Below are 21,880 nucleotides of genomic sequence, written 5' to 3' on the forward strand. Positions count from 1 at the left end.
TAATATCTCATGCTGAATTTGGTTTAATAATGCAACCTTTTACGAGGCGTTTCTCATGACCCAACCATCGCACACAGCTTTTATCACCGGCGCGTCCTCAGGTATCGGCGCGATCTATGCCGAACGACTCGCCGCCCGCGGCTACAACCTGATCCTCGCCGCCCGTCGTGAAGACCGTCTGCAGGCGCTCGCCGACCAGCTGCAGGCGCGCTACGCCATCCAGGCAAGCATCCTCAAAGCCGATCTTAGCGAAGAGCACGGGATTGCCGCCGTAGAGCAGCGTCTGCAGCAGGATCCCGCCATCGACCTGTTCATTAACAACGCCGGCACCGCGAAATTGGCGGGTTTTCTCGCCAGTACGCCACGCGAGCACCAGGCGATTCATACGCTCAACACCACCGCGCTGCTGCGTCTGAGCTATGCCGCGCTGGCCGCTTTCACCCCACGACGCCGGGGGACGCTGATCAATATTGCCTCTATCCTCGCGCTGCATACGCTGCCGGGCAGCGCAGTCTACAGCGCCAGCAAAGCCTGGGTGTTGAGCTTCACCCGCGGCCTGCAGGAGGAGTTTGCCGACAGCAGCGTGCGTATTCAGGCGGTATTGCCGGCGGCGACCGCTACCGATCTGTGGCCGACCTCCGGCGTGGCGCTGGACGCTCTGCCCAGCGGCACGGTAATGACCACCGAGGATCTGGTTGACGCCGCTCTCAGGGGGCTGGAGATGGGGGAACAGGTCACCTTACCACCGGTTCATGACCTGGGACTGTGGGAGACTTTTGAGCAGTCCAGAGTGGCGCTGTTTACCAGCGCGCGAACCGGACAGCCTGCGCCGCGGTATCGATAAGCGGCACCGTGCGGCGGGCGCTACTCCGGTAGCGGAACCGCCGTCAGGGTACAGATCGCCTCGTGCTCGCCGCCGCGGCGATCGGTAATCACCACCTTATCGCCCGCCTTTTTGCCTTCACACGGCTTGAGGACCTGCTCCACGATCCGCTCGCGGCTCGCCTGACGTTCACTTTCAGCCTGACTGGCGAAGGCAGACAGCGCCAACGCTACGCCCAGCAGGCTGAGGGTTTTCTTATACATGACTGACTCTCAGATCGTTCTTATTCGCGGTCAGCGTAACTCGCTGTAGGCCGCACTTCTGTAAAATCACTTAACGGAGTGTTACGCCATTTCAGGTGAAACCCAGGCGGTCACATCCCTGCGGGAAATATTTTATCACAACCCCGCCGCCGGATATTCTCGCGATGAGGCGTCATCTTTCAGACATATCCCGATGTTATCTTCACACAGAGCCCTGTATCTTTTTCCCTTTCCAAACAGAATATTAGGTTGGTCTATGTCGGGTCTTATTCTCTTTATCGTCGCGGTGGCGCTGCTGGGCGTCGCCATCTACAGCCTGGTGTCGTACCTCAAAGAGCGGCGCGCCAGTCAGTTACCTGTCCATAAAAAGAAGAAATAATACCTTCCGTTCCCCACCGTTTTCTGCTGATTTCTTTACCGTCCTGTACTGTCCCTTACCGAAGCCAACACGAAGGCAGGCCTGCGGGCCTGCCTTCGTTCAGTTTATGCCTCAGAACCTATGACTCCCAGGCCTGCTCCGCTTTAGCGGCATCAAACTGCGGCGGCGGTTTGCGGAAGCGTCGGGTCAGATAAGTCAGGTACAGCAGACCAAGCACCGCCCACACCAGGCCGAGCGTCAGGGAGGTGGCCTCGAGATTGATCCACAATACCCCGACCGTCAACGCCCCGACCATCGGCAGCAGCAGATAATGCAGTCGATCCTTCCAGGTTTTGTTGTACCCCTTGCGCCGCCAGAAGTGGTTGAACACCGACAGGTTAACGAAGGTGAAGGCCACCAGCGCACCGAAATTAATCAACGCGGTGGCGGTCACCAGGTCGAAGAACAGCGCCGACAGCGCAACGATGCCCACCATAATCACGTTCAGCGCCGGGGTACGCCATTTCGGATGCACATAGCCAAAAATGCGCTCCGGGAAGACGTTGTCGCGGCCCATCACGTACAGCAGACGGGAGACGCTGGCATGGGAGGCCAGGCCGGACGCCAGGGTGTTAACAAAGGTGGTGCACAGGAAAATCGACTGGAACAGCTTGCCGCCCACGTACAGCGCAATCTCCGGCAGCGCGGCATCGGGGTCTTTAAAGCGATGAATATCCGGGAAGAACAGCTGCATAAAGAACGACGCGACGATAAAGATAATGCCGCCGTACATCGCGGTGAGAAAAATTGCCTTCGGGATCACTCGCGCGGCGTCAGGGGTCTCTTCCGACAGGGTGGTCACCGCGTCGAAGCCGAGAAACGAGAAGCAGACAATGGTCGCGCCGGTAATAATCGGGATCAGATGCGCATTCTGGCTGATAAACGGCTGCAGCGACCAGACGGTACCCACCCCCTCGCCTTTATGCAGCCCCTGCACCACCAGAATGACAAACACCACCATGATCGAAATCTGCACCAGCACGAACAGGGTATTGAAGTTGGCCACCAGGTTAACGCTTTTCAGGTTCGCGGCGGTCAGAATAGCGACAAAGGTCACTACCCACACCCACGGCGGCACTTCGGGGAACAAGGCCGAGAGATAGATCTTCGCCAGCAGGACGTTGATCATCGGCAGAAACAGATAATCCAGCAGCGACGACCAACCGACCATAAAGCCGACGTGCGGACTGATGGATTTTTGCGCGTAGGTATAGGCGGAACCGGCTTCCGGAAACTGACGCACCAGTTTGCCGTAGCTGATGGCGGTGAACAGCACGCCAGCCAGCGCCAGCAGATAAGACGCCGGAACGTGGCCATTGCTGATGCCGGAGACGATGCCGAAGGTATCAAACACCGTCATTGGCGTCAGATAGGCCAGCCCCATCATCACCACTTGCCAGAGTTTGAGGGATTTACGCAGACGCGGTCTGCCCGCCTGAGCGGCGTTATGCGCCGGAGGATTAATAGCCATCGCCCATCCCCCCCTTGCTGTTAACAGTTTGCGGGCCCAACGTCCGCGTGACAAACCTGCTTAGCAAAGGGGTAAGGCATAGATAAAAGGGTAAGACGGACCGGTAAGCGGTAGCTGGCTGGCATCCAATGCGGCCTGAGCGGCCTCCCTCTCCCTGCGGATATTTGAACATCTGCATCATCTCATTTCCTCGTCACACACTGTGTCGTTAACTGAAGCCCCGTTGCCGCCTGCGCTCCTTAACGCGACATCCGGGAAATGGCTGGGCTCCCAGCAAAAACGTCGGCCAGGCTCCGCTCAGGCCGTATGATGCTACTGATTACCAAACTTATGGGCCCCTCGCGGGGCGACCATCAGGCGTTTTTCAACATCCACTCAATTTCGGTTTCTGTGATAAGACGCTCAAACTGCAGTAATTCATCATGCTTACAGGCATGGAAAACATGGCAGAAACGCTCGCCGAGGCGCTCACGCAAGTGATCGTTCTGCATAAACTCCCACAGCGCATCGCTCTGGCGGATCGGGAACGGCAGGCCCTCTTGTTCCAGACCGTTACCTTCCACCTCTTCCTGTAAAGGCAGCTGGGGGTTATCCAGCCCGTGCAGAATGCCGGCGAAAATCGCCGCCATCACCAGATACGGGTTGGCATCCGCCCCCGCCACGCGATACTCCACGCGGTGGTTCTGCCGCTCGCCGCACGGAATACGCAGCGCGACGGTGCGGTTGTTATGCCCCCACGAAGCCTGCGTCGGGACGTACATCCCCGGCTGGAAGCGGCGATACGAGTTCACGTTCGGCGCCAGCAGCGCCATCGAGGCCGGCATCAGATCGATCATCCCGGCCAGCGCGCGTTTGAGCAGCGCAGAGTCTTCCCCATCGCCGTCCACCAGCACGTTTTCCCCTTTATTGTTCAGCATGCTGATGTGGATATGCATCCCACTGCCGGCATGCTCTTCATAAGGCTTCGCCATAAAAGTGGCGTGCATCTTATGCTTCTCCGCCATCAAACGCACGAGACGTTTTAACGCCAGCGCATCATCGCAGGCGTCCAGCACGTTATCGGTATGGTGAAGGTTGATTTCAAACTGGCCCGGCGAGGCTTCCGCCACCGCGCCATCGGCGGGGATCAGCTGCAGTTTCGCCAGCTCGTCGATGTCGTTGAGCACGTCGGCGAAGTGGTTAAGGTTATCGACCGAGTAGACCTGGCTTTGGGTGTTGCGATCGTCAGTGCCCGGCGCACACGGCGGCTGCAGGTAGCCTTCGGCATCGCGTTTGCGGTCCAGTAAATAGAACTCCAGCTCTACCGCTACCACGGGGAACAGCCCGCGCTGGCGCAACTGCTGCCAGAGGCGGTTGAGTACGTTCCGCGGCTCAACGTCAAAGGGAGCGCCATCTTCATCAACCATGGTTAGCTGTACCTGGGCTATCGATTGTGGGTCAGCCGCCGAAGGGGTTAAGGTGCCGGGAACCGGGATGCAGCTGCGATCCGGCTCGCCCATCTCCTGGCCCAGACCGGCCTCTTCCACCACATTGCCGAGAATATCCATCGCAAACACCGAGGCCGGGAAATAACAACCTTTCTCCAGTTTGCTCAGGCCGGCAACCGGGATGCGCTTGCCGCGGAAGCAGCCGTTCAGGTCAGTGAGGAGGACATCGACATACTGGGTATCAGGGTAGGTTTCGAGGTAGCGCTTCACTTCTTTCGCGAACGCGCTAACCCGTCTCTCTTCCGTTTGCTGAACAAAATTCTCAACTTCTACGATATTGGTTTCCATGATTCACCGCCGTTGGTTGGGTTTCGGTCCTGCACTCAGACCGTTAAATATAATGTCCACCCCATCGACTGTGTATGCAAATAAATTGTTTGTCAAATGTTAAATTAAGTTTGCAAAGGGCTATTTCCACTGCTAGATTGAGAAAATATTGAACGATATGGCCGTTAAACCCGCTATAGCGGTCATAATTTAGTCCACTTTGTGAGGGCGATCATGGAAAATATAATGTACAAGCCAGTTATTGGCGTCGTGATGTGTAGAAACAGGCTTAAGGGTCACCAGACCCAGACCTTGCAAGAAAAGTACCTGAATGCAATTGTTAACGCCGGCGGACTGCCGATTGCCCTGCCTCATGCGCTGGCGGAGCCGGAGCTACTGAACGCGGTCGTTGATAAACTGGACGGGATCTACCTGCCAGGCAGCCCCAGCAATGTGCAGCCGCACCTTTATGGTGAAAACGGCGATGAGCCTGACGCCGACCCCGGGCGTGATCTTCTGAGCATGGCGCTGATTAACGCCGCGCTCGAAAGGCGCATCCCCATTTTCGCCATCTGTCGTGGACTGCAGGAACTGGTTGTCGCCACCGGCGGGACTCTGTATCGTCGTCTGTTCGAGCAGCCTGAGCTCCTTGAACATCGCGAAGATCCTGAACTGCCCGTCGAGCAGCAGTATGCGCCGTCCCATCAGGTTGAGGTTCAGGAAGGAGGATTGCTGTCGCAATTGATACCGGGCTGCAACACGTTTTGGGTAAACTCGCTACATGGGCAAGGGGCAAAAACCCTCAGTCCGCAGCTGCGCGTGGAGGCGCGAGCGCCGGATGGACTGGTGGAAGCGGTCAGCGTGAACGATCATCCTTTCGCGCTGGGCGTACAGTGGCATCCAGAATGGAACAGTAGCGAATACGCCCTGTCGCGTATGTTGTTTGATGGTTTTATCACCGCCTGTCAGGGCCATCATGCTGAAAAGCGGCGGCGCTGACCACTACCGTTAAGGAAATGCAAATATGAGCGATGACGGACTGGCGCCAGGGAAACGTCTGTCAGAGATCCGCCAACAGCTGGGTCTCTCACAGCGTCGTGCCGCCGAACTGTCTGGGTTAACACATAGTGCCATCAGCACCATAGAGCAGGATAAAGTCAGTCCTGCCATCAGTACGCTGCAAAAGCTGCTGAAAGTCTATGGGCTGTCGCTCTCGGAATTCTTTTCTGAACCCGAAAAGCCGGATGAACCCCAGGTGGTCATTAATCAGGATGACCTGATTGAGATGGGAAGTCAGGGCGTTTCCATGAAGCTGGTTCATAACGGAAATCCGAACCGTACGCTGGCGATGATTTTTGAAACTTACCAGCCTGGAACCACGACCGGGGAGAGGATTAAGCATCAGGGTGAGGAGATAGGCACCATACTGGAAGGTGAGATCGTGCTGACCATTAACGGTCAGTCGTACCACCTGGTGGCTGGACAGAGCTATGCCATTAATACCGGCATTCCGCACAGCTTCAGCAACACCTCGGCAGGCATCTGCCGCATCATCAGTGCCCACACCCCCACCACATTCTGATTATTTCGCCTGAACGAGGTTCAGGCTTACTTCAGGCCTGTCGCGACGGAAAATCTATTTTCGTCGCGGCGAAGAACTCGTAGTAATAACGTCTGCGCCGTACGGAATATTATTTCCTGTTGGCCCTGAAATAATTAACGCCAGTGAATGGCGACTCGCTCCTGAATAATTCGGGTTGCAAACAACCCGTCAAAACTCAGGAGAATAAAACGGTATTCAACTCCGGGGATACGCTATGCCCTGCGCCCGACGCAGTGCCCCCGTGCAGCCTGAAAACGCCGCACTGATTAATTTGCCGATAATGTTTTTAAGGAGTCATGATGAATTTTCAGCACCTGGCTTACTGGCAGGAAAAAGCGAAAAACCTGGCCATTGAAACGCGCTTATTTATTAACGGCGAATATTGCGCCGCGGCCGATAATACCACCTTTGAGACTATCGACCCTGCCGCGCAGCAGACATTAGCCCAGGTCGCCCGCGGTAAAAAAGCCGACGTCGAACGGGCGGTGAAAGCCGCGCGCCAGGCTTTTGATAACGGCGACTGGTCGCAAGCCTCTCCGGCCCGGCGTAAAGTGGTTCTCACTCACTTTGCTGATCTGATGGAGGCCCATCGTGAAGAGCTGGCGCTGCTGGAAACGCTGGATACCGGCAAACCGATTCGCCACAGCCTGCGCGACGATATTCCCGGCGCCGCCCGCGCCATTCGCTGGTATGCCGAAGCGCTGGATAAAGTCTATGGCGAAGTGGCCCCCACCGGCAGCAACGAGCTGGCGATGATCGTTCGCGAACCAATTGGCGTGATCGCCGCGGTGGTGCCGTGGAACTTCCCGCTACTGCTGGCCTGCTGGAAACTCGGCCCGGCGCTGGCGGCGGGCAATAGCGTAATCCTCAAACCCTCGGAAAAATCGCCGCTTACCGCCCTGCGGCTGGCCGGGCTGGCGAAAGAGGCCGGCCTGCCGGACGGCGTGTTGAACGTGGTCAGCGGCTTTGGCCACGAGGCCGGGCAGGCGCTGGCCCTGCATCCTGATGTTGAAGTCATCACCTTCACCGGCTCCACCCGCACCGGCAAGCAGCTGCTGAAAGACGCCGGCGACAGTAATATGAAGCGCGTGTGGCTGGAAGCGGGCGGCAAGAGCGCCAACATTGTCTTTGCCGACTGCCCGGATCTGCAACAAGCGGTTAGCGCCACCGCCGGCGGCATCTTCTACAACCAGGGACAGGTGTGCATCGCCGGGACCCGTCTGCTGCTCGAGGAGAGCATCGCTGACGAGTTCCTGGCGCGGCTGAAAGCTGAGGCGCAACACTGGCAGCCGGGCAACCCGCTCGATCCGGACACCACCATGGGCATGCTGATTGACAATACCCATGCCGACAACGTGCATAGCTTTATTCGCGGCGGCGAAAGCCAAAGCACCCTGTTCCTCGACGGACGGAAAAACCCGTGGCCTGCCGCCGTTGGCCCGACCATTTTCGTTGACGTCGACCCGGCATCAACCCTCAGCCGGGAAGAGATCTTCGGCCCGGTGCTGGTGGTGACCCGCTTCAAAAGCGAAGAAGAGGCGCTAAAGCTCGCCAATGACAGCGACTACGGCTTGGGCGCCGCGGTGTGGACCCGCGATCTCTCCCGCGCCCACCGCATGAGCCGCCGCCTGAAGGCCGGCTCGGTCTTCGTCAACAACTATAACGATGGTGATATGACCGTTCCGTTCGGCGGCTACAAGCAGAGCGGCAACGGGCGCGATAAATCGCTGCACGCACTGGAAAAATTCACCGAACTGAAAACCATCTGGATTGCCCTGGAGTCTTGATCATGACTGAACATACCACTAGCTACTATGCCGCCAGCGCCAACAAGTATGAACCGTTCCCGACGCTGGAGGGATCCATCAACTGTGACGTCTGCGTCGTCGGCGGCGGCTACACCGGCCTCTCGTCTGCCCTGCATCTGGCCGAAATGGGCTACGACGTGGTGGTGCTGGAAGGGGCGCGCATCGGCTTCGGCGCCAGCGGCCGCAACGGCGGGCAGCTGGTCAACTCCTATAGCCGCGATATCGACGTCATTGAAAAGAACTACGGCCCGGATGCGGCAAAAATGCTCGGCAGCATGATGTTCGAAGGCGGCGATATCATCCGCGAACGCATCCAGCGGTATCAGATCCAGTGCGATTACCGCCCGGGCGGCCTGTTCGTGGCGATGAACCATAAACAGCTGGAAACCCTGGAAGAGCAGAAAGCCAACTGGGAGCGCTACGGCAACACCCAGCTGGAGCTGCTGGACAGAGAGGCCATTCGTCGCGAAGTGGACAGCGACCGCTACGTCGGCGCCCTGCTCGACCACAGCGGCGGCCATATTCACCCGCTGAACCTCGCCATCGGCGAAGCGGATGCCATTCGCCTGAACGGCGGCCGGGTGTATGAGCAGTCGCCGGTCACCCGCATCCAGCACACCAGCCCGGCGGTGGTCAGCACCGCGCGCGGCCAGGTCACCGCGCGCTACGTGATCGTCGCCGGCAACGCCTATCTCGGCGATAAACTGGAGCCGGAGCTGGCGAAACGCAGCATGCCGTGCGGCACCCAGGTGGTCACTACCGCTCCGCTGTCGGAAGAGGTCGCCCGCTCGCTGATCCCGAAAAACTACTGTGTGGAAGACTGTAACTACCTGCTGGACTACTACCGTCTGACCGGCGACAACCGTCTGCTGTACGGCGGCGGTGTAGTCTACGGCGCGCGCGATCCGGACGACGTGGAGCGGCTGATTATGCCGAAACTGCTGAAAACCTTCCCGCAGCTGCAGGGGGTGAAAATTGACTACCGCTGGACGGGAAACTTCCTGCTAACCCTGTCGCGGATGCCGCAGTTCGGGCGTCTCGATAACAATATTTACTACATGCAGGGCTACAGCGGCCACGGCGTGACCTGTACCCACCTTGCCGGACGCTTGATTTCAGAGCTGCTGCGCGGCGACGCCGAGCGTTTCGACGCCTTCGCCAAACTGCCGCACTACCCGTTCCCGGGCGGCCGCAGCCTGCGCATTCCTTTTACCGCCATGGGCGCCGCCTACTACAGCCTGCGCGACCGCCTTGGGGTTTAATCGCCTCTGCCGACGGCGCTGGCCGTCGGCTCATGCTGCGGATAGTGCTGCTGAAAGTAGTGGCGCAGAAACTCCACGGTGGTGCGAATTTTAGCCGACGTCGCCAGCCGGGAGACGTAAACCGCCCAGACGTTGGCCGGCTGCCAGTAGTCCGGCAGCACCTGCACCAGATGTCCGCTGGCGATATTCTCCCGGACGTCCCACCACGAACGGAGCGCAATCCCCTGCCCGTCCAGACACCACTGATGCACAATTTCACCATGGTTGGAGGAGAGCGGCCCGGTTACCTTGATGGCGTGCTGGCCCTCTTTGCTATGCAATTGCCAGACGCCGAACGGGTGATCGCGCTCTTTAATCACCAGGCAGGGTAACGCGGCCAGATCGCTCAGCTGTTTCGGCGGCGCATAGCGGGCAAGGAACTGCGGCGAGGCGCAGAGTACGCGGTGATTGGCCGCCAGCTGGCGGGCAATCAGATTCGGTGCGATATCGTCGCCGACGCGAATATCGAGATCCACCCCTTCATTGACTAAATCCACCAGCCGGTCCTGGACATCGAAACGCAGCTCCAGCTGCGGGTACTGGAGAGCCAGCGCCGACAGCGCCGGGGCGACAACCCGACGGCCAAAGCCGAAGCTACTGATAATACGCAGCGTTCCCTGCGGCACCTGGCGCACGTCGGAAAGCTCATCCATCATCTCATCGACATCCTGCAAAATGCGCTGCGCCCATTCATAGATCCGCTCCCCCTCTTCGGTAATGGTGACCCGGCGGGTGGTCCGGTGCAGCAACATCACATTCAGGGTTTGCTCCAGCAGCGAAACCCGCTTGCTGACGAACGCCTGCGATACGCCAAGCTCCTCGGCGGCGGCGGCGAACCCGGCCCGGCGAGCGACCAGCATAAAGACGCGTAAATCATTTAGCAGCGGCAGATTATTCATGATCTGTGTTTTATGTTTCACCAGTTAGCGTGATTAATTATGAACTAGTCAATTATAGGATAGGTAGGTGGTCAAACATCATCGTTAAAAAGTGAGAACCGGAATGAAAAAAACCTGTCGTATTGCCGCCATCCCGGGTGACGGAATTGGCAAAGAAGTGCTGCCTGAAGGGATTCGCGTGCTGCAAGCCGCCGCGCAGCGTTGGGATCTGTCATTGAGCTTCGAGCAGATGGAGTGGGCAAGCTGCGAATATTATGCCCATCACGGCAAGATGATGCCGGACGACTGGCGCGAGCAGCTGCAGGGCTTCGATGCTATCTACTTCGGCGCCGTCGGCTGGCCGGATACCGTTCCCGACCACATTTCGCTGTGGGGGTCGCTGCTGAAGTTCCGCCGCGAGTTTGACCAATACGTCAACCTGCGCCCGGTGCGCCTGTTCCCCGGCGTCCCCTGCCCGCTGGCGGGTAAAAAGGCCGGCGATATCGATTTTTACGTGGTGCGCGAAAATACCGAAGGCGAATATTCCGCCCTCGGCGGCCGCGCCAATGGAGGCACCGAGCATGAATTGGTGATTCAGGAGTCGGTCTTCACCCGCCGCGGCGTTGACCGGATCCTGCGCTACGCCTTTGAGCTGGCGCAAAGCCGCCCACGCAAAACGCTGACCTCCGCAACCAAATCCAATGGCCTGGCCATCAGCATGCCCTATTGGGATGAGCGGGTGGAAGAGATGGCCAAAAACTATCCCGAAATTCGCTGGGACAAGCAGCATATCGATATCCTGTGCGCCCGTTTCGTGCTGCAGCCGGAGCGTTTCGACGTGGTAGTGGGTTCTAACCTGTTCGGCGATATTCTCTCCGATCTCGGCCCGGCCTGTACCGGCACTATCGGTATTGCGCCATCGGCCAATCTCAATCCGGAGCGCAATTTCCCGTCGCTGTTCGAACCGGTTCACGGGTCGGCGCCGGATATTTACGGTAAAAATATCGCCAACCCGATCGCCACCGTTTGGGCCGGGGCGATGATGCTCGATTTCCTCGGCAACGGCGATGAGCGCTACCACGCCGCTCACGATGGCATTCTGGCGGCGATTGAGCAGACGATCGCCTGCGGACCGAAAACTCCGGACATGAAAGGCAGTGCCTCAACGCAGCAGGTTAGCGAGGCTATCTGCAAGGCCATTTTGGCGTAATTACTCCGCCGCTCCCCGGTGGCGCTGCGCTTACCGGGGCTACAATGGCACGATAATGTAGTGAGTAGGCCGGGTAAGGCACAGCCGCCACCCGGCAAAAAAACGGCACAGCAAGTAGCCCGGGTAAGGCGCAGCCGCTACCCGGGAAAACCCGCGCGCCTGGTCCGCCAACTCCCCTCTCTTTTCGCTATGCAGAATCCCCCACGATTGACAAGTGAACCGCATCACAGCGGTGAACTTTATTAATTCCTGAAAGGACAGAACCTGCGCCAATTCACCTTTTATTATTTCCGTTTCGTGTTTTATTGCTTCACGAAACGGCCAATTGTTTAATTCATGTAACGAAGAAATAATCCAATTGTTAATAGCATTTTGCTACGAACCCTGACCCTACAGCGTGATAACAACGACAGGCTAAAGCCACCGACGGGCAATCATGCCCAGGAGATCACTCATGTTGAGCAACGTAAAGAAAAAAGATGTGCCGCTGATTGCCATCAGCCTGGCGGCCATTGTTTTCATCGCCGCTACATTAAGTCTCTTCCCCCAGCAAACCGCGCAGGCGGCTGATTCGATTTTTAACGGCGTGACCCGCCTGCTGGGTTCCACGGTACAGGTACTGGTGCTACTGGCGCTGGGACTGGTGTTGTATCTGGCCACCAGCAAATACGGCAATATCCGTCTCGGCGAAGGTAAAGTCGAATACAGTACCCTCTCATGGCTGTTTATGTTTATCTGCGCCGGTCTCGGCTCCTCCACGCTGTACTGGGGCGTTGCCGAATGGGCTTATTACTACCAGACCCCGGGCCTTAACATTGCCCCGCAATCGCCGAAAGCGCTGGAATACAGCATCCCATACTCTTTCTTCCACTGGGGGGTAAGCGCCTGGGCAACCTATACCCTCGCCTCGCTGATCATGGCCTATCACTTCCACGTGCGGAAAAATAAAGGCCTCAGCCTCTCCGGGATCGTTTCGGCGATCACCGGCGTTAATCCGCAAGGTTTCTGGGGCCGTCTGGTCGATCTGATGTTCCTGATCGCTACCGTCGGCGCGTTAACCATTTCGCTGGTAGTCACCGCCGCCACCTTCACCCGCGGCCTGTCAGCGCTGACCGGACTGCCGGATAACTTCACCGTGCAGGCATTTGTGATCCTGCTCTCCGGCGGTATTTTCTGCATGAGTTCGTGGATTGGCATCAACAACGGCCTGCAGCGCCTGAGCAAAATGGTCGGCTGGGGGGCGTTTCTGCTGCCGTTGGTGGTATTACTGGTTGGCCCGACCGAATTCATCACCAATAACGTCATTAACGCCGTCGGCCTGACGACCCAAAACTTCCTGCAGATGAGCCTGTTTACCGACCCGCTCGGCGACGGCGCCTTTACCCGCAACTGGACCGTCTTCTACTGGCTGTGGTGGATCTCCTATACCCCAGGCGTGGCGATGTTCGTCACCCGCGTCTCCCGCGGGCGCAAAATCAAAGAGGTGATCTGGGGACTGCTCCTCGGTAGCACCGCCGGCTGCTGGTTTTTCTTCGGGGTGATGGAAAGCTACGCCATGCACCAGTTCGTTAACGGCGTGATTAACGTACCACAGGTGATGCAGACTCTCGGCGGCGAAACCGCCGTCCAGCAGGTCCTGATGTCGCTGCCGGCAGGTAAGCTGTTCCTCGCCGCCTATCTGTTCGTGATGATTGTATTCCTCGCCTCGCACATGGATGCGGTGGCCTACACCATGGCGGCGACCAGTACCCGCAACCTGCGCGAAGGCGAGGATCCGGATCGCGGCATGCGCCTGTTCTGGTGCGTGGTGATCACCCTCATCCCGCTGTCGATTCTGTTTACCGGCGCTTCGCTTGAGACCATGAAAACCACCGTGGTGCTGACCGCCCTACCGTTCCTGGCCATTTTACTGATTAAAACCGGCGGCTTCGTGCGCTGGTTAAAACAGGACTACGCCCACGTTCCGGTCCATCAGATAGAAACCCATACCCCCGAGCCCATTATTAAAGCCGAGACGCTGCCGGTTGGCGCGGTACTCAAAGGCGACGGCCAGTCGCTGTAAAACCTCTTACTGACAATAATCACAAGGAGACCCTACATGAGCAATTTGAGCCCTGACTTCACCCTGCCGATTAACTTTTGCGCTAATCCGCAGGATGCCTGGACCATTCCGGCCCGTTTTTATACCGACAGCCAGGCGTTTGAGCACGAGAAAGAGCGCATCTTCGCCAATAGCTGGATTTGCGTTGCCCACGGCAGCGAGGTCGCCCGGCCGAACGATTACATTACCCGGGAGATCATCGGCGAAAATATCGTTATCGTCCGCGGCCGCGACAACATTCTGCGCGCCTTCTATAACGTCTGCCCACACCGCGGCCACCAGCTACTGAGCGGCGAAGGCAAAGCCAAAAACGTGATTACCTGCCCCTATCACGCCTGGGCCTTCAAGCTGGACGGCAATCTCGCCCACGCCCGCAACTGCGAAAACGTGGCGAATTTCGATAGCGAAAAGGCAACGCTGGTGCCGGTTCGCCTGGAAGAGTATGCCGGCTTTGTGTTTATCAATATGAATCCGGAAGCGGAGAGTGTGGAAACGCAGCTACCGGGGCTGCAGGACAAAGTGCTGGAAGCCTGTCCGGACGTGCATGATCTGAAACTGGCGGCGCGCTTTACCACCCTCACCCCGGCGAACTGGAAAAATATCGTCGATAACTATCTGGAATGTTACCACTGCGGTCCGGCGCACCCGGGCTTCTCGGATTCCGTCCAGGTTGACCGCTACTGGCACACCATGCACGGCAAATGGACGCTGCAGTATGGCTTCGCCAAACCGTCCGAGCAGTCGTTTAAATTCGAAGAGGGTACCGACGCCGCGTTTCACGGTTTCTGGCTGTGGCCGTGCACCATGTTCAACGTCACGCCGATCAAGGGCATGATGACCGTTATCTATGAATTCCCGGTGGATGAAGAGACCACTCTGCAGAATTACGACATCTATTTCACCAACGAAGAGCTGACTGACGATCAGAAAGCGCTGATTGAGTGGTATCGCGACGTGTTCCGCCCGGAAGATTTACGCCTGGTGGAAAGCGTGCAGAAGGGGTTGAAGTCCCGCGGCTATCGCGGCCAGGGGCGCATTATGGCGGATAACAGCGGCAGCGGTATCTCCGAGCACGGGATCGCGCATTTCCACAATCTGGTCGCCCAGGTGTTCCAGCCGTAATCGTTGAAGGAGCTTACTATGTCTGTGTTTCACTCAGATCTGTTTCGCCAGCAGGCGCTGATTGCCGGAAGCTGGCGCGACGCCGCCGACGGCACGACGCTTGCCGTCAGCAATCCTTCCACCGGCGCGACGCTCGGCCAGATCCCCAATATGGGGCGTGCGGAAGCGCAACAGGCAGTGGATGCCGCCGCGGCCGCGCTGCCGGACTGGCGCGCGTTCACCGCCGCTCAGCGCGCCGCGCTATTGAAAAACTGGCACCGCCTGATCCTCGAAAACAAAACCGCGCTGGCGCAGATAATGACCGCCGAGCAGGGCAAGCCGCTGGCGGAAGCGGAAGGCGAAATCGCCTATGCCGCCTCGTTTATCGAGTGGTTTGCCGAACAAGGGAAACGCGCCAACGGCGAGATAATCCCCTCCCCCGGCGCCGATAAACGCCTGATGGTGATCCGCCAGGGGGTAGGCGTCTGCGCGGCGATCACCCCGTGGAACTTCCCGGCGGCGATGATCACCCGGAAGGCCGGCCCGGCGCTGGCCGCGGGTTGTACGATGGTGATTAAGCCGGCTAACGAAACGCCGTTTACCGCGCTGGCGATGGCGGATCTGGCGAATCAGGCCGGGATCCCGCAGGGCGTCATTAACGTCGTTACCGGCCAGTCGCGAGAGATTGGCGCGGTGTTCACCGGCGATGAGCGGGTGCGTAAGCTCTCCTTTACCGGTTCGACCGAAGTTGGCCGCGTGCTGATGCGCCAGTGCGCGGAATCCATCAAAAAGCTCTCTTTAGAGCTCGGCGGTAACGCGCCGTTTATCGTCTTTGACGACGCCGATATCGATAAAGCGGTCGAGGGCGCGCTGATCGCCAAGTTCCGCAACGCCGGACAAACCTGCGTCTGCGTCAACCGCTTCTATATTCATCGCGCCATCTACGACCAATTCTGCGATAAGTTCGTCGCCCGTGTCGCCGCCCTGAAAGTGGGCGATGGCAGCGAGTCCGATGTACAGATTGGCCCGCTGATCAACGCCGAGGCCGGGCGCAAAGTGCAGTCCCTGCTCGACGACGCCCTGAGCCGCGGCGCCACGCTGTTAACTGGCGGTAAAGCGCATCCGCTGGGCGGTAATTTCTTCACCCCTACGGTGATCGGCGACGTACAGCCGGGGTCACTGCTGCTGCAGGAAGAGATTTTCGGCCCGGTGGCGGCGCTGGTGAAATTTGACGATGAGCAGCAGGTCATCGAGCAGGCGAATAACACCATCTACGGTCTCGCCTCCTATTTTTACAGCAACGATGCCGCCCGTATCTGGCGCGTCTCCGAGCAGCTGGAATACGGCATGGTCGGTATCAATACCGGGCTAATTTCCAACGAGGTCGCGCCGTTTGGCGGGGTAAAGCAGTCCGGTCTTGGCCGCGAAGGGTCGGAACACGGAATCGAAGATTACCTGGAGATGAAGTATCTCTGCCAGGGGTTGTAAATGTGCTCTCCCGGCGATGGCGCTAGCCACGCCGGGATTTTTTGATGGAGTTCAGCGATGTCTGATTATCAAATGTTTGAGGCGGTCGTTCGCGATGTTGAACAGATCACCCCTCTTGTGAAGCGTTTTACGCTGGTGTCGCCGACCGGCGCCCCGCTGCCGGCATTCAGCGGCGGCAGCCATATTATCGTCCAGATGCAGGATGGCGAGCAGCGCTACAGTAACGCCTATTCGCTGATGAGCTCGCCGCTGGATACCACCAGCTGGCAGATTGCGGTGCGTCTTGAGTCGGCTTCCAAAGGCGGCTCGCGTTTTATGCACCAGCGGGTGCGCCCGGGCGATACCCTGACGGTGTCCACGCCCAACAATCTGTTCGCCATCGAACCACAGGCGCGAAAACATCTGCTGATCGCCGGCGGCATCGGCATTACGCCATTCTTATCGCATATTCCGGAACTGGAACAGCGGCAGGCCGACTGGCAGCTGCATTACTGTTTTCACGACGCCGACAGTAATGCTTTCGTCGATGCGCTCAGCGCTGCGCCATGGCGCGATCGGGTCAATGTTCATGTATCAGCGCTCGGCAGCCGTCTCGACCTACCGCGCCTGTTCGCCGACCTCGAGCCAGGAACCCACGTGTATACCTGCGGCCCAGCGGCGCTTAACGAGGCGGTGAAAGCCGCCGCCGAACGCCATCAGGTGCCCGCCAGCCAGCTGCACTTTGAGCAGTTTATCCTTGAGGATAAAAGCGGAGAGGCATTTACCCTGGTGCTGGCGCGTTCCGGACGCGAATTTACCGTGCCGCAGGATATGACCATTTTGCAGGTGATCGAGAATAACAAAGCGGCAAAGGTCGAATGCCTGTGCCGAGAAGGGGTGTGCGGCACCTGCGAAACGATGATTCTGGAGGGGGAAGCCGACCACCGCGATCAGTATTACAGCGAGGAAGAGAAAGCCAGCCAGCAGAGTATGCTGATCTGCTGCTCACGCGCTAAAGGCGGCCGGTTAGTGCTGGATTTGTAAAGCGCACACCGGCAAAACGGCGGTGAGATGGACTGACCCCGCGGAATTGTTCCAACGTACTACCACTCCATGGCGACGAGGTCAGTGGCGCGGATACTATCGGCTTCATCCTCCGCCTGATTAGCTTTCTGTGCGGCACCGGCGATAGCCGGCGCCGCCTGCTCAGGGTTTAGCCGCTAAATACCCGCGCCTTGCCGCTGACCGTCAGTCGCACCATCGCGCCGGGCTGCCACGCGGCCTGGCTGACGGTGCGATCGCCAAGAAACAACGCCGTCTCTTCATCCACCGGCTGCGAGTGATTGCCTTTTCCCTGGCGCTGATGGTATTTCTTGCTGGCGTGTTCGTCATTAACTGGCAACCGGGTTCTGACACTTAGCCCTGAGTCTTTGCCTGATGACCCTCTGTTACTGCTCCCGGCCAGAATGATGGTCAATAAACGGCCGGTACTGATCTATCAGGCGCGCGTAGCGGCGATCCGGGTGATTGTCACTATCAGCGACATCCATCTGCGTGATGCACTATATAGCGATACCGATAACAACGGGCTGGCACTCTGGGTGCAGAACCAAATGATTGCCAGATATGGCGATGTTAAGCCGCTGGCTGCTGACCCACACCAGGGCGTCTTTACCTCACCTGCCTATCCATTTCGCATTACCTACCCTGATTCACTTTTCTTTAGCCCCGGCCGCTTAGTCCATAATGGCTCCGGTCTGTTGATCTTTATTTTCTCAGTTTCGCTGCTGTTTTATTTCCTGATGCGTAAATATCTCAATGTTTATACCTCTGAAGAGGAAAGACTGCGCTACGCCATCAATCAGGGCTATATCGTTCCCTACTATCAGCCGCTGGTGAATGGGAAAACCGGAGAGATATACGGCGTGGAAATTCTCGCCCGCTGGCAAAACAGCACGACGCCATCGCGCTCGCCAGCGGAATTTATTCCGCTGGCCGAACGTACCGGCTTAATTATTCCCCTAACCCGCAGCCTGATGGCGCAGGTCAACGCGCAGATGAGACCACTCTTTAGTAAACTACCGGATGGGTTTCATATTGGCCTCAATATCAGCGCGTCACACATTAACGCCCCAACGTTTATCGATGATTGCCTGCACTTTCAGCACGGTTTTGAGGGTAAAGCGGTGAAGCTGATGCTGGAGATCACTGAACAGGAACCGCTGTTGCTCAACGGGGTGGTTGTCGACAAACTCAATACATTGCACAATCGCGGTTTTTCCATCGCCCTGGACGACTTTGGCACCGGCTATTCCGGGCTTTCCTGTCTCCACGAGCTGGTTTTCGACTATATCAAAATCGATCAGAGCTTTGTCGCCCGCGTGACCGGTGAGGCGCCGTCAAGCAAGCTGCTGGACTGCGTGATAGAGATGGCCCGGACGTTGTCACTGCGCATTATTGCCGAGGGCGTCGAAACCCAGGCCCAACTGGAATATCTTAATCGCCAGAATATTCATCTGCTGCAGGGCTACTATTTCTGGAAGCCGATGCCCTACGTCGCGCTGGTGATGCTCCTGCTGAGCAAACCGAAGGCGCGGATTGTCGAAGAATAAGCGAGCGACCCATCACCCGCGGGTCTGCACCGACGTCATCACTGAGTGAACGTGTTCAGCGCATCCTGTCGAGTCTCCTTAATAGAAAAGATGCGATCCATGCGGGTGAGCTTAAACAGATTTTTAATCGTGTCATTGAGTGAACACAGCGCCAGCTCGCCCTGACCGTTGACGCTTTTCAGAATGGAAACCAGCGCGCCAAGGCAGCTACTGTCGATGAAATCGACGTGGTTCAGATCCAGCAGCACGTTTTTGGTATCCGGGTCGATAGCCTCCAGAACCTGCTGCTTAAACGCCTGCACGACGGAAGCATCCAGTCGGCGCACAAGAGGTACAATAATTTTTACGCCCTGCTCGGTATGTAATTCAACGTTCATGCTCATCCTCAATAGTGACTGATATCCGTCGACGAGTCCCTTTTTAGCCCGGCGTGTTCGCTCTTTAGCTGGTGATACCCCAAATATCCCGGGCGTAGCCACGTATGGTTCTGTCGCTGGAAAATTCGCCCATCCGGCAAATATTGAGTAAGGCCCGACGGTGCCATTGTTCCGGCTGTTCAAAATCGATCATCGCCTGCTGCTGCGCCTGGCAATAGCTGTCGAAATCCAGTAAATGACAGTAATGATCGCCCTCAGTCAACATGTGGTGAAGGGGTGCAAACAGCTCACGATCGCTGGTGAACAACCCAGACACGAGGGTATCGACAACACGCGCCATAGCCGGGTTCTGATGATAGAAATTATGGTGATGCCCAAGGCGCCGGCTCTCTTCAATCTCTTCCGCCACGGCGCCAAACAGATAAAAATTATCGATCCCCACGGCCTCGCGAATTTCGATATTCGCCCCATCATAGGTGCCGATGGTTAACGCGCCGTTCATGGCAAACTTCATATTGCTGGTGCCGGACGCCTCGGTCCCGGCGGTGGAAATTTGCTCGGAGAGGTCTGTGGCCGGAATGATTTTTTCCGCCAGCGAGACTTTGTAATCTTCGAGAAAAACCACTTTAAGCTGTCCGGCGACCTGCGGGTCGCGGTTAATTTTCCGGGCGACGGTATTAATCAACTGAATAATCAGCTTCGCCATCCGATAGCCCGGCGCCGCTTTACCCGCAAACAAATGCGCCTTAGGCGCGATAGTTTTCCCTGTCTCTTTGATATCCAGGTAAAGCGCGATCACATGAAGAATATTGAGCAACTGACGCTTATATTCATGAATACGTTTGACCTGACAATCAAACATCGCCAGCGGATCGAGGACGATGCCATAGCGTTGAGCGACCAGCTGGCTGAGCGCGGTTTTGTTGGCAAATTTAATGGCCCGGATATTATCAATAACAGCAGTATCATCGGCCAGGCTTTCCAGACTGGACAGCAAGGGTAAATCGGTTGGCCACCCTTCCCCCAGCTGTTGGTGCAAAAAAGCGGCCAGGCCGGGGTTAGCCTGCTGCACCCAGCGTCGCGGCGTGACGCCGTTGGTCTGATTAATGAATTTCTCCGGGGTCATAAAATAGAAGTCGGGCACCAGTTGTTTCTTGACCAGTTCCGAATGCAGCCATGCTACCCCGTTCACGCGATGGCTACCGACAATCGCCAGATTGGCCATACGGATTTGCTTATCGTGATGTTCGTCGATTAAAGACAGCGAAGATAACAGATGATTTTTATCCGGCCAGCGCCGGGCCACCTCTTCAAGGAAACGATGGTTGATCTCAAATATAATTTGCAAATGACGCGGCAGCAGTTTTTCAAACAGCGTCACCGGCCAGGTCTCCAGCGCTTCCGGCATCAACGTATGATTCGTGTAGGCACAGGTGTTTTGCGTTATCTCCCACGCCTGCTCCCAGGGCAGCCGGTATTCATCGACGAGGATACGCATCAGCTCCACCACCGCTAATGCCGGATGGGTGTCATTCAGCTGAATCGCCACATGCTGCGGCAGGAAAGTAATATCGTCATTAACCTCGGCATAGTCGCGAAATATATCCCGCAGCGTACAGGCCACCAGAAAATACTCTTGCGTCAGCCGCAGCTCTTTTCCGGTCAGCACCTCATCGGATGGATAGAGTATTTTTGAAATATTCTCCGACGCGATTTTATCACTCACCGCCTTGATATAATCACCGCGATTGAAAATATGGATATTAAAGGAGTCAGAGGCCACCGCGCTATAAAGCCGCAGCTTGTTGGTCGTCGTATCCCGGTAACCGGAAACGAAATAGTCATGGGGTATACCGATAATCGTTTTCCAGCCCAGCCACATTGGATTGTAATTGCCATCAACATCTTCGCTGTGTTCAATATAGCCTCCCAGCGGGATCAGGATTTGCTGAGCATGATGTTCGACCAGCCACGGGGAGTGCATGGAATGCCAGTCATCCGGATGCTCGATCTGCTGGTCATTTTGAAAGGATTGGCGAAAAAGACCATATTCGTATTTGATGCCATGCCCGGATGCGGCAATATCAAGGGTGGCCATCGAATCGATAAAACAGGCGGCTAAGCGCCCTAACCCTCCGTTACCCAGCGCGGCGTCGGGCTCTTCGTCAAGAAGGTGGTCAAGATCAAACCCCAGGTCATTCACCACCTGGTGCATCTCCGCCAGTAAATTCATATTCAAAAGGTTATTACGCAGCGACTGTCCCAGTAAAAACTCCATCGACAGATAGTAAACGCGCTTTTTACGTTCTTCACGTTGCCGCTTCTGGCTCAACAAAAAATGGTCCTGTTGAAAATGACGAATGGCCAGCGCCACCGCGTTAAAAATATCGCCATTCGTAGCTTTATTTAAGCTAACACACAATGTGTACTGTAATTGCTGTTCAACCAACGCCCGTAATTCTTTGATATTTTGCGGGTTAATGTCAGGCATGCTGACCTCTCTGGTCTCTGTATCTGCGTAAAAACCATGGCAGGTAAATCATCATTTTTCCAAGTATAGACGAAGATATTTTACCGCATGGTTTTTATTCCTCAGCACCATTGCCGTTTATAACAAGAGGCTGAATAATTAAAATAACAACCATTTGCAATGGATTGATCGTCACCTTTTCGCCAGCGATAGCACTACAGAC

At 56.9% G+C, this 21,880-nt stretch carries 19 protein-coding genes and 1 pseudogene; 13 read left to right on the top strand and 7 right to left on the bottom strand.

Annotated features, from left to right (window positions below; translation table 11 throughout):
- Positions 1-55: 55 nt before the first annotated feature.
- Positions 56-844, top strand: a complete 789-nt coding sequence (locus IB144_RS17085; RefSeq protein WP_048270549.1) for an SDR family oxidoreductase — start codon at positions 56-58, stop codon at positions 842-844.
- 20 nt (positions 845-864) lie between these two features.
- On the opposite strand, the gene IB144_RS17090 is transcribed toward IB144_RS17085, so the two are convergent.
- The gene (locus IB144_RS17090; RefSeq protein ID WP_002898602.1) at positions 865-1,086 is read right to left on the bottom strand and encodes a hypothetical protein; all 222 of its coding nucleotides are present in this window, start codon (positions 1,084-1,086) and stop codon (positions 865-867) included.
- Between the two features lie 256 nt (positions 1,087-1,342).
- On the opposite strand from IB144_RS17090, the gene IB144_RS17095 reads away from it, so the two are divergent.
- The gene (locus IB144_RS17095; protein WP_002898600.1) at positions 1,343-1,465 is read left to right on the top strand and encodes a small membrane protein; all 123 of its coding nucleotides are present in this window, start codon (positions 1,343-1,345) and stop codon (positions 1,463-1,465) included.
- 118 nt (positions 1,466-1,583) lie between these two features.
- Here IB144_RS17095 and IB144_RS17100 read toward each other — a convergent pair whose 3' ends face one another.
- Both IB144_RS17100 and IB144_RS17105 read right to left on the bottom strand, forming a co-directional pair.
- Positions 1,584-2,975, bottom strand: a complete 1,392-nt coding sequence (locus tag IB144_RS17100; protein WP_023341273.1) for an APC family permease — start codon at positions 2,973-2,975, stop codon at positions 1,584-1,586.
- Positions 2,976-3,328: 353 nt separating this feature from the next.
- Positions 3,329-4,750, bottom strand: coding sequence for a glutamine synthetase family protein (locus tag IB144_RS17105; RefSeq protein WP_002898595.1), 1,422 nt, complete (start codon positions 4,748-4,750; stop codon positions 3,329-3,331).
- A 225-nt stretch (positions 4,751-4,975) separates the two neighbouring features.
- Between IB144_RS17105 and puuD the strand changes: the two genes are divergently transcribed.
- The 4 genes from puuD (at position 4,976) to IB144_RS17125 (ending at position 9,402) form a co-directional block, all read left to right on the top strand.
- Positions 4,976-5,728 carry a gamma-glutamyl-gamma-aminobutyrate hydrolase gene (gene puuD, locus IB144_RS17110; RefSeq protein ID WP_020802183.1) on the top strand — a complete coding sequence of 251 codons (753 nt, stop codon included), beginning with the start codon at positions 4,976-4,978 and terminating at the stop codon, positions 5,726-5,728.
- A 25-nt stretch (positions 5,729-5,753) separates the two neighbouring features.
- Complete coding sequence (puuR, locus tag IB144_RS17115; RefSeq protein ID WP_002898590.1) at positions 5,754-6,311, top strand: HTH-type transcriptional regulator PuuR; 558 nt, start codon at positions 5,754-5,756, stop codon at positions 6,309-6,311.
- A gap of 320 nt (positions 6,312-6,631) precedes the next feature.
- Complete coding sequence (gene puuC, locus IB144_RS17120) at positions 6,632-8,119, top strand: aldehyde dehydrogenase PuuC (RefSeq protein ID WP_040216643.1); 1,488 nt, start codon at positions 6,632-6,634, stop codon at positions 8,117-8,119.
- A gap of 2 nt (positions 8,120-8,121) precedes the next feature.
- Positions 8,122-9,402 (top strand): FAD-binding oxidoreductase, encoded by a 1,281-nt coding sequence (locus IB144_RS17125; RefSeq protein ID WP_002898585.1) that lies wholly within the window; start codon positions 8,122-8,124, stop codon positions 9,400-9,402.
- Here the strand turns inward: IB144_RS17125 and IB144_RS17130 are convergent.
- Positions 9,399-10,361 (bottom strand): LysR substrate-binding domain-containing protein, encoded by a 963-nt coding sequence (locus IB144_RS17130; protein WP_188006548.1) that lies wholly within the window; start codon positions 10,359-10,361, stop codon positions 9,399-9,401. The two genes, IB144_RS17125 and IB144_RS17130, sit on opposite strands and share 4 nt — an antisense overlap.
- Positions 10,362-10,443: 82 nt before the next feature.
- On the opposite strand from IB144_RS17130, the gene IB144_RS17135 reads away from it, so the two are divergent.
- The 5 genes from IB144_RS17135 to IB144_RS17155 all read left to right on the top strand — a co-directional run bounded on the left by IB144_RS17135 (position 10,444) and on the right by IB144_RS17155 (position 17,242).
- A complete protein-coding gene (locus IB144_RS17135) occupies positions 10,444-11,529 on the top strand; it encodes a tartrate dehydrogenase (protein ID WP_048270547.1) in 1,086 nt (361 codons plus the stop codon).
- A 454-nt stretch (positions 11,530-11,983) separates the two neighbouring features.
- The gene (locus IB144_RS17140; protein ID WP_004183615.1) at positions 11,984-13,591 is read left to right on the top strand and encodes a BCCT family transporter; all 1,608 of its coding nucleotides are present in this window, start codon (positions 11,984-11,986) and stop codon (positions 13,589-13,591) included.
- 36 nt (positions 13,592-13,627) lie between these two features.
- Positions 13,628-14,752 (top strand): carnitine monooxygenase, oxygenase subunit YeaW, encoded by a 1,125-nt coding sequence (yeaW, locus tag IB144_RS17145; protein WP_002898571.1) that lies wholly within the window; start codon positions 13,628-13,630, stop codon positions 14,750-14,752.
- An 18-nt stretch (positions 14,753-14,770) separates the two neighbouring features.
- Positions 14,771-16,219: an NAD-dependent succinate-semialdehyde dehydrogenase gene (locus IB144_RS17150; protein WP_048279392.1), complete on the top strand. Its 1,449-nt coding sequence runs from the start codon at positions 14,771-14,773 to the stop codon at positions 16,217-16,219.
- Between the two features lie 57 nt (positions 16,220-16,276).
- The gene (locus tag IB144_RS17155) at positions 16,277-17,242 is read left to right on the top strand and encodes a PDR/VanB family oxidoreductase (protein ID WP_065888820.1); all 966 of its coding nucleotides are present in this window, start codon (positions 16,277-16,279) and stop codon (positions 17,240-17,242) included.
- Positions 17,243-17,411: 169 nt separating this feature from the next.
- On the opposite strand, the gene IB144_RS17160 is transcribed toward IB144_RS17155, so the two are convergent.
- A complete protein-coding gene (locus IB144_RS17160; RefSeq protein ID WP_002898472.1) occupies positions 17,412-17,600 on the bottom strand; it encodes a hypothetical protein in 189 nt (62 codons plus the stop codon).
- Positions 17,601-17,664: 64 nt separating this feature from the next.
- On the opposite strand from IB144_RS17160, the pseudogene IB144_RS17165 reads away from it, so the two are divergent.
- Positions 17,665-17,883: pseudogene (locus IB144_RS17165) on the top strand (cyclic diguanylate phosphodiesterase); the annotation flags it as partial.
- A 117-nt stretch (positions 17,884-18,000) separates the two neighbouring features.
- Positions 18,001-18,810 (top strand): EAL domain-containing protein, encoded by an 810-nt coding sequence (locus IB144_RS17170; RefSeq protein ID WP_074440792.1) that lies wholly within the window; start codon positions 18,001-18,003, stop codon positions 18,808-18,810.
- A gap of 38 nt (positions 18,811-18,848) precedes the next feature.
- Here IB144_RS17170 and IB144_RS17175 read toward each other — a convergent pair whose 3' ends face one another.
- Positions 18,849-19,187: an STAS domain-containing protein gene (locus IB144_RS17175; protein WP_040216652.1), complete on the bottom strand. Its 339-nt coding sequence runs from the start codon at positions 19,185-19,187 to the stop codon at positions 18,849-18,851.
- 64 nt (positions 19,188-19,251) lie between these two features.
- On the bottom strand, positions 19,252-21,678 hold the full coding sequence (locus IB144_RS17180; protein WP_040216653.1) for a glycogen/starch/alpha-glucan phosphorylase: 2,427 nt from the start codon (positions 21,676-21,678) through the stop codon (positions 19,252-19,254).
- Between the last annotated feature and the right edge of the window lie 202 nt (positions 21,679-21,880).

The organism is Klebsiella sp. K4 (genome assembly GCF_014596785.2).
Classification (GTDB): Bacteria; Pseudomonadota; Gammaproteobacteria; order Enterobacterales; family Enterobacteriaceae; genus Klebsiella; species Klebsiella pneumoniae.

Excerpts from the sequence above, each read along its gene's own strand:
- IB144_RS17085 (WP_048270549.1), top strand. The coding sequence starts at position 56 with ATGACCCAACCATCGCACACAGCTTTTATCACCGGCGCGTCCTCAGGT.
- IB144_RS17095 (WP_002898600.1), top strand. The coding sequence starts at position 1,343 with ATGTCGGGTCTTATTCTCTTTATCGTCGCGGTGGCGCTGCTGGGCGTC.
- IB144_RS17175 (WP_040216652.1), bottom strand. The coding sequence starts at position 19,187 with ATGAACGTTGAATTACATACCGAGCAGGGCGTAAAAATTATTGTACCT.
- IB144_RS17090 (WP_002898602.1), bottom strand. The coding sequence starts at position 1,086 with ATGTATAAGAAAACCCTCAGCCTGCTGGGCGTAGCGTTGGCGCTGTCT.
- IB144_RS17105 (WP_002898595.1), bottom strand. The coding sequence starts at position 4,750 with ATGGAAACCAATATCGTAGAAGTTGAGAATTTTGTTCAGCAAACGGAA.
- yeaW (WP_002898571.1), top strand. The coding sequence starts at position 13,628 with ATGAGCAATTTGAGCCCTGACTTCACCCTGCCGATTAACTTTTGCGCT.
- IB144_RS17140 (WP_004183615.1), top strand. The coding sequence starts at position 11,984 with ATGTTGAGCAACGTAAAGAAAAAAGATGTGCCGCTGATTGCCATCAGC.
- puuR (WP_002898590.1), top strand. The coding sequence starts at position 5,754 with ATGAGCGATGACGGACTGGCGCCAGGGAAACGTCTGTCAGAGATCCGC.
- puuC (WP_040216643.1), top strand. The coding sequence starts at position 6,632 with ATGAATTTTCAGCACCTGGCTTACTGGCAGGAAAAAGCGAAAAACCTG.
- IB144_RS17125 (WP_002898585.1), top strand. The coding sequence starts at position 8,122 with ATGACTGAACATACCACTAGCTACTATGCCGCCAGCGCCAACAAGTAT.
- IB144_RS17170 (WP_074440792.1), top strand. The coding sequence starts at position 18,001 with ATGCGTAAATATCTCAATGTTTATACCTCTGAAGAGGAAAGACTGCGC.
- puuD (WP_020802183.1), top strand. The coding sequence starts at position 4,976 with ATGTACAAGCCAGTTATTGGCGTCGTGATGTGTAGAAACAGGCTTAAG.
- IB144_RS17180 (WP_040216653.1), bottom strand. The coding sequence starts at position 21,678 with ATGCCTGACATTAACCCGCAAAATATCAAAGAATTACGGGCGTTGGTT.
- IB144_RS17150 (WP_048279392.1), top strand. The coding sequence starts at position 14,771 with ATGTCTGTGTTTCACTCAGATCTGTTTCGCCAGCAGGCGCTGATTGCC.
- IB144_RS17100 (WP_023341273.1), bottom strand. The coding sequence starts at position 2,975 with ATGGCTATTAATCCTCCGGCGCATAACGCCGCTCAGGCGGGCAGACCG.
- IB144_RS17135 (WP_048270547.1), top strand. The coding sequence starts at position 10,444 with ATGAAAAAAACCTGTCGTATTGCCGCCATCCCGGGTGACGGAATTGGC.
- IB144_RS17155 (WP_065888820.1), top strand. The coding sequence starts at position 16,277 with ATGTCTGATTATCAAATGTTTGAGGCGGTCGTTCGCGATGTTGAACAG.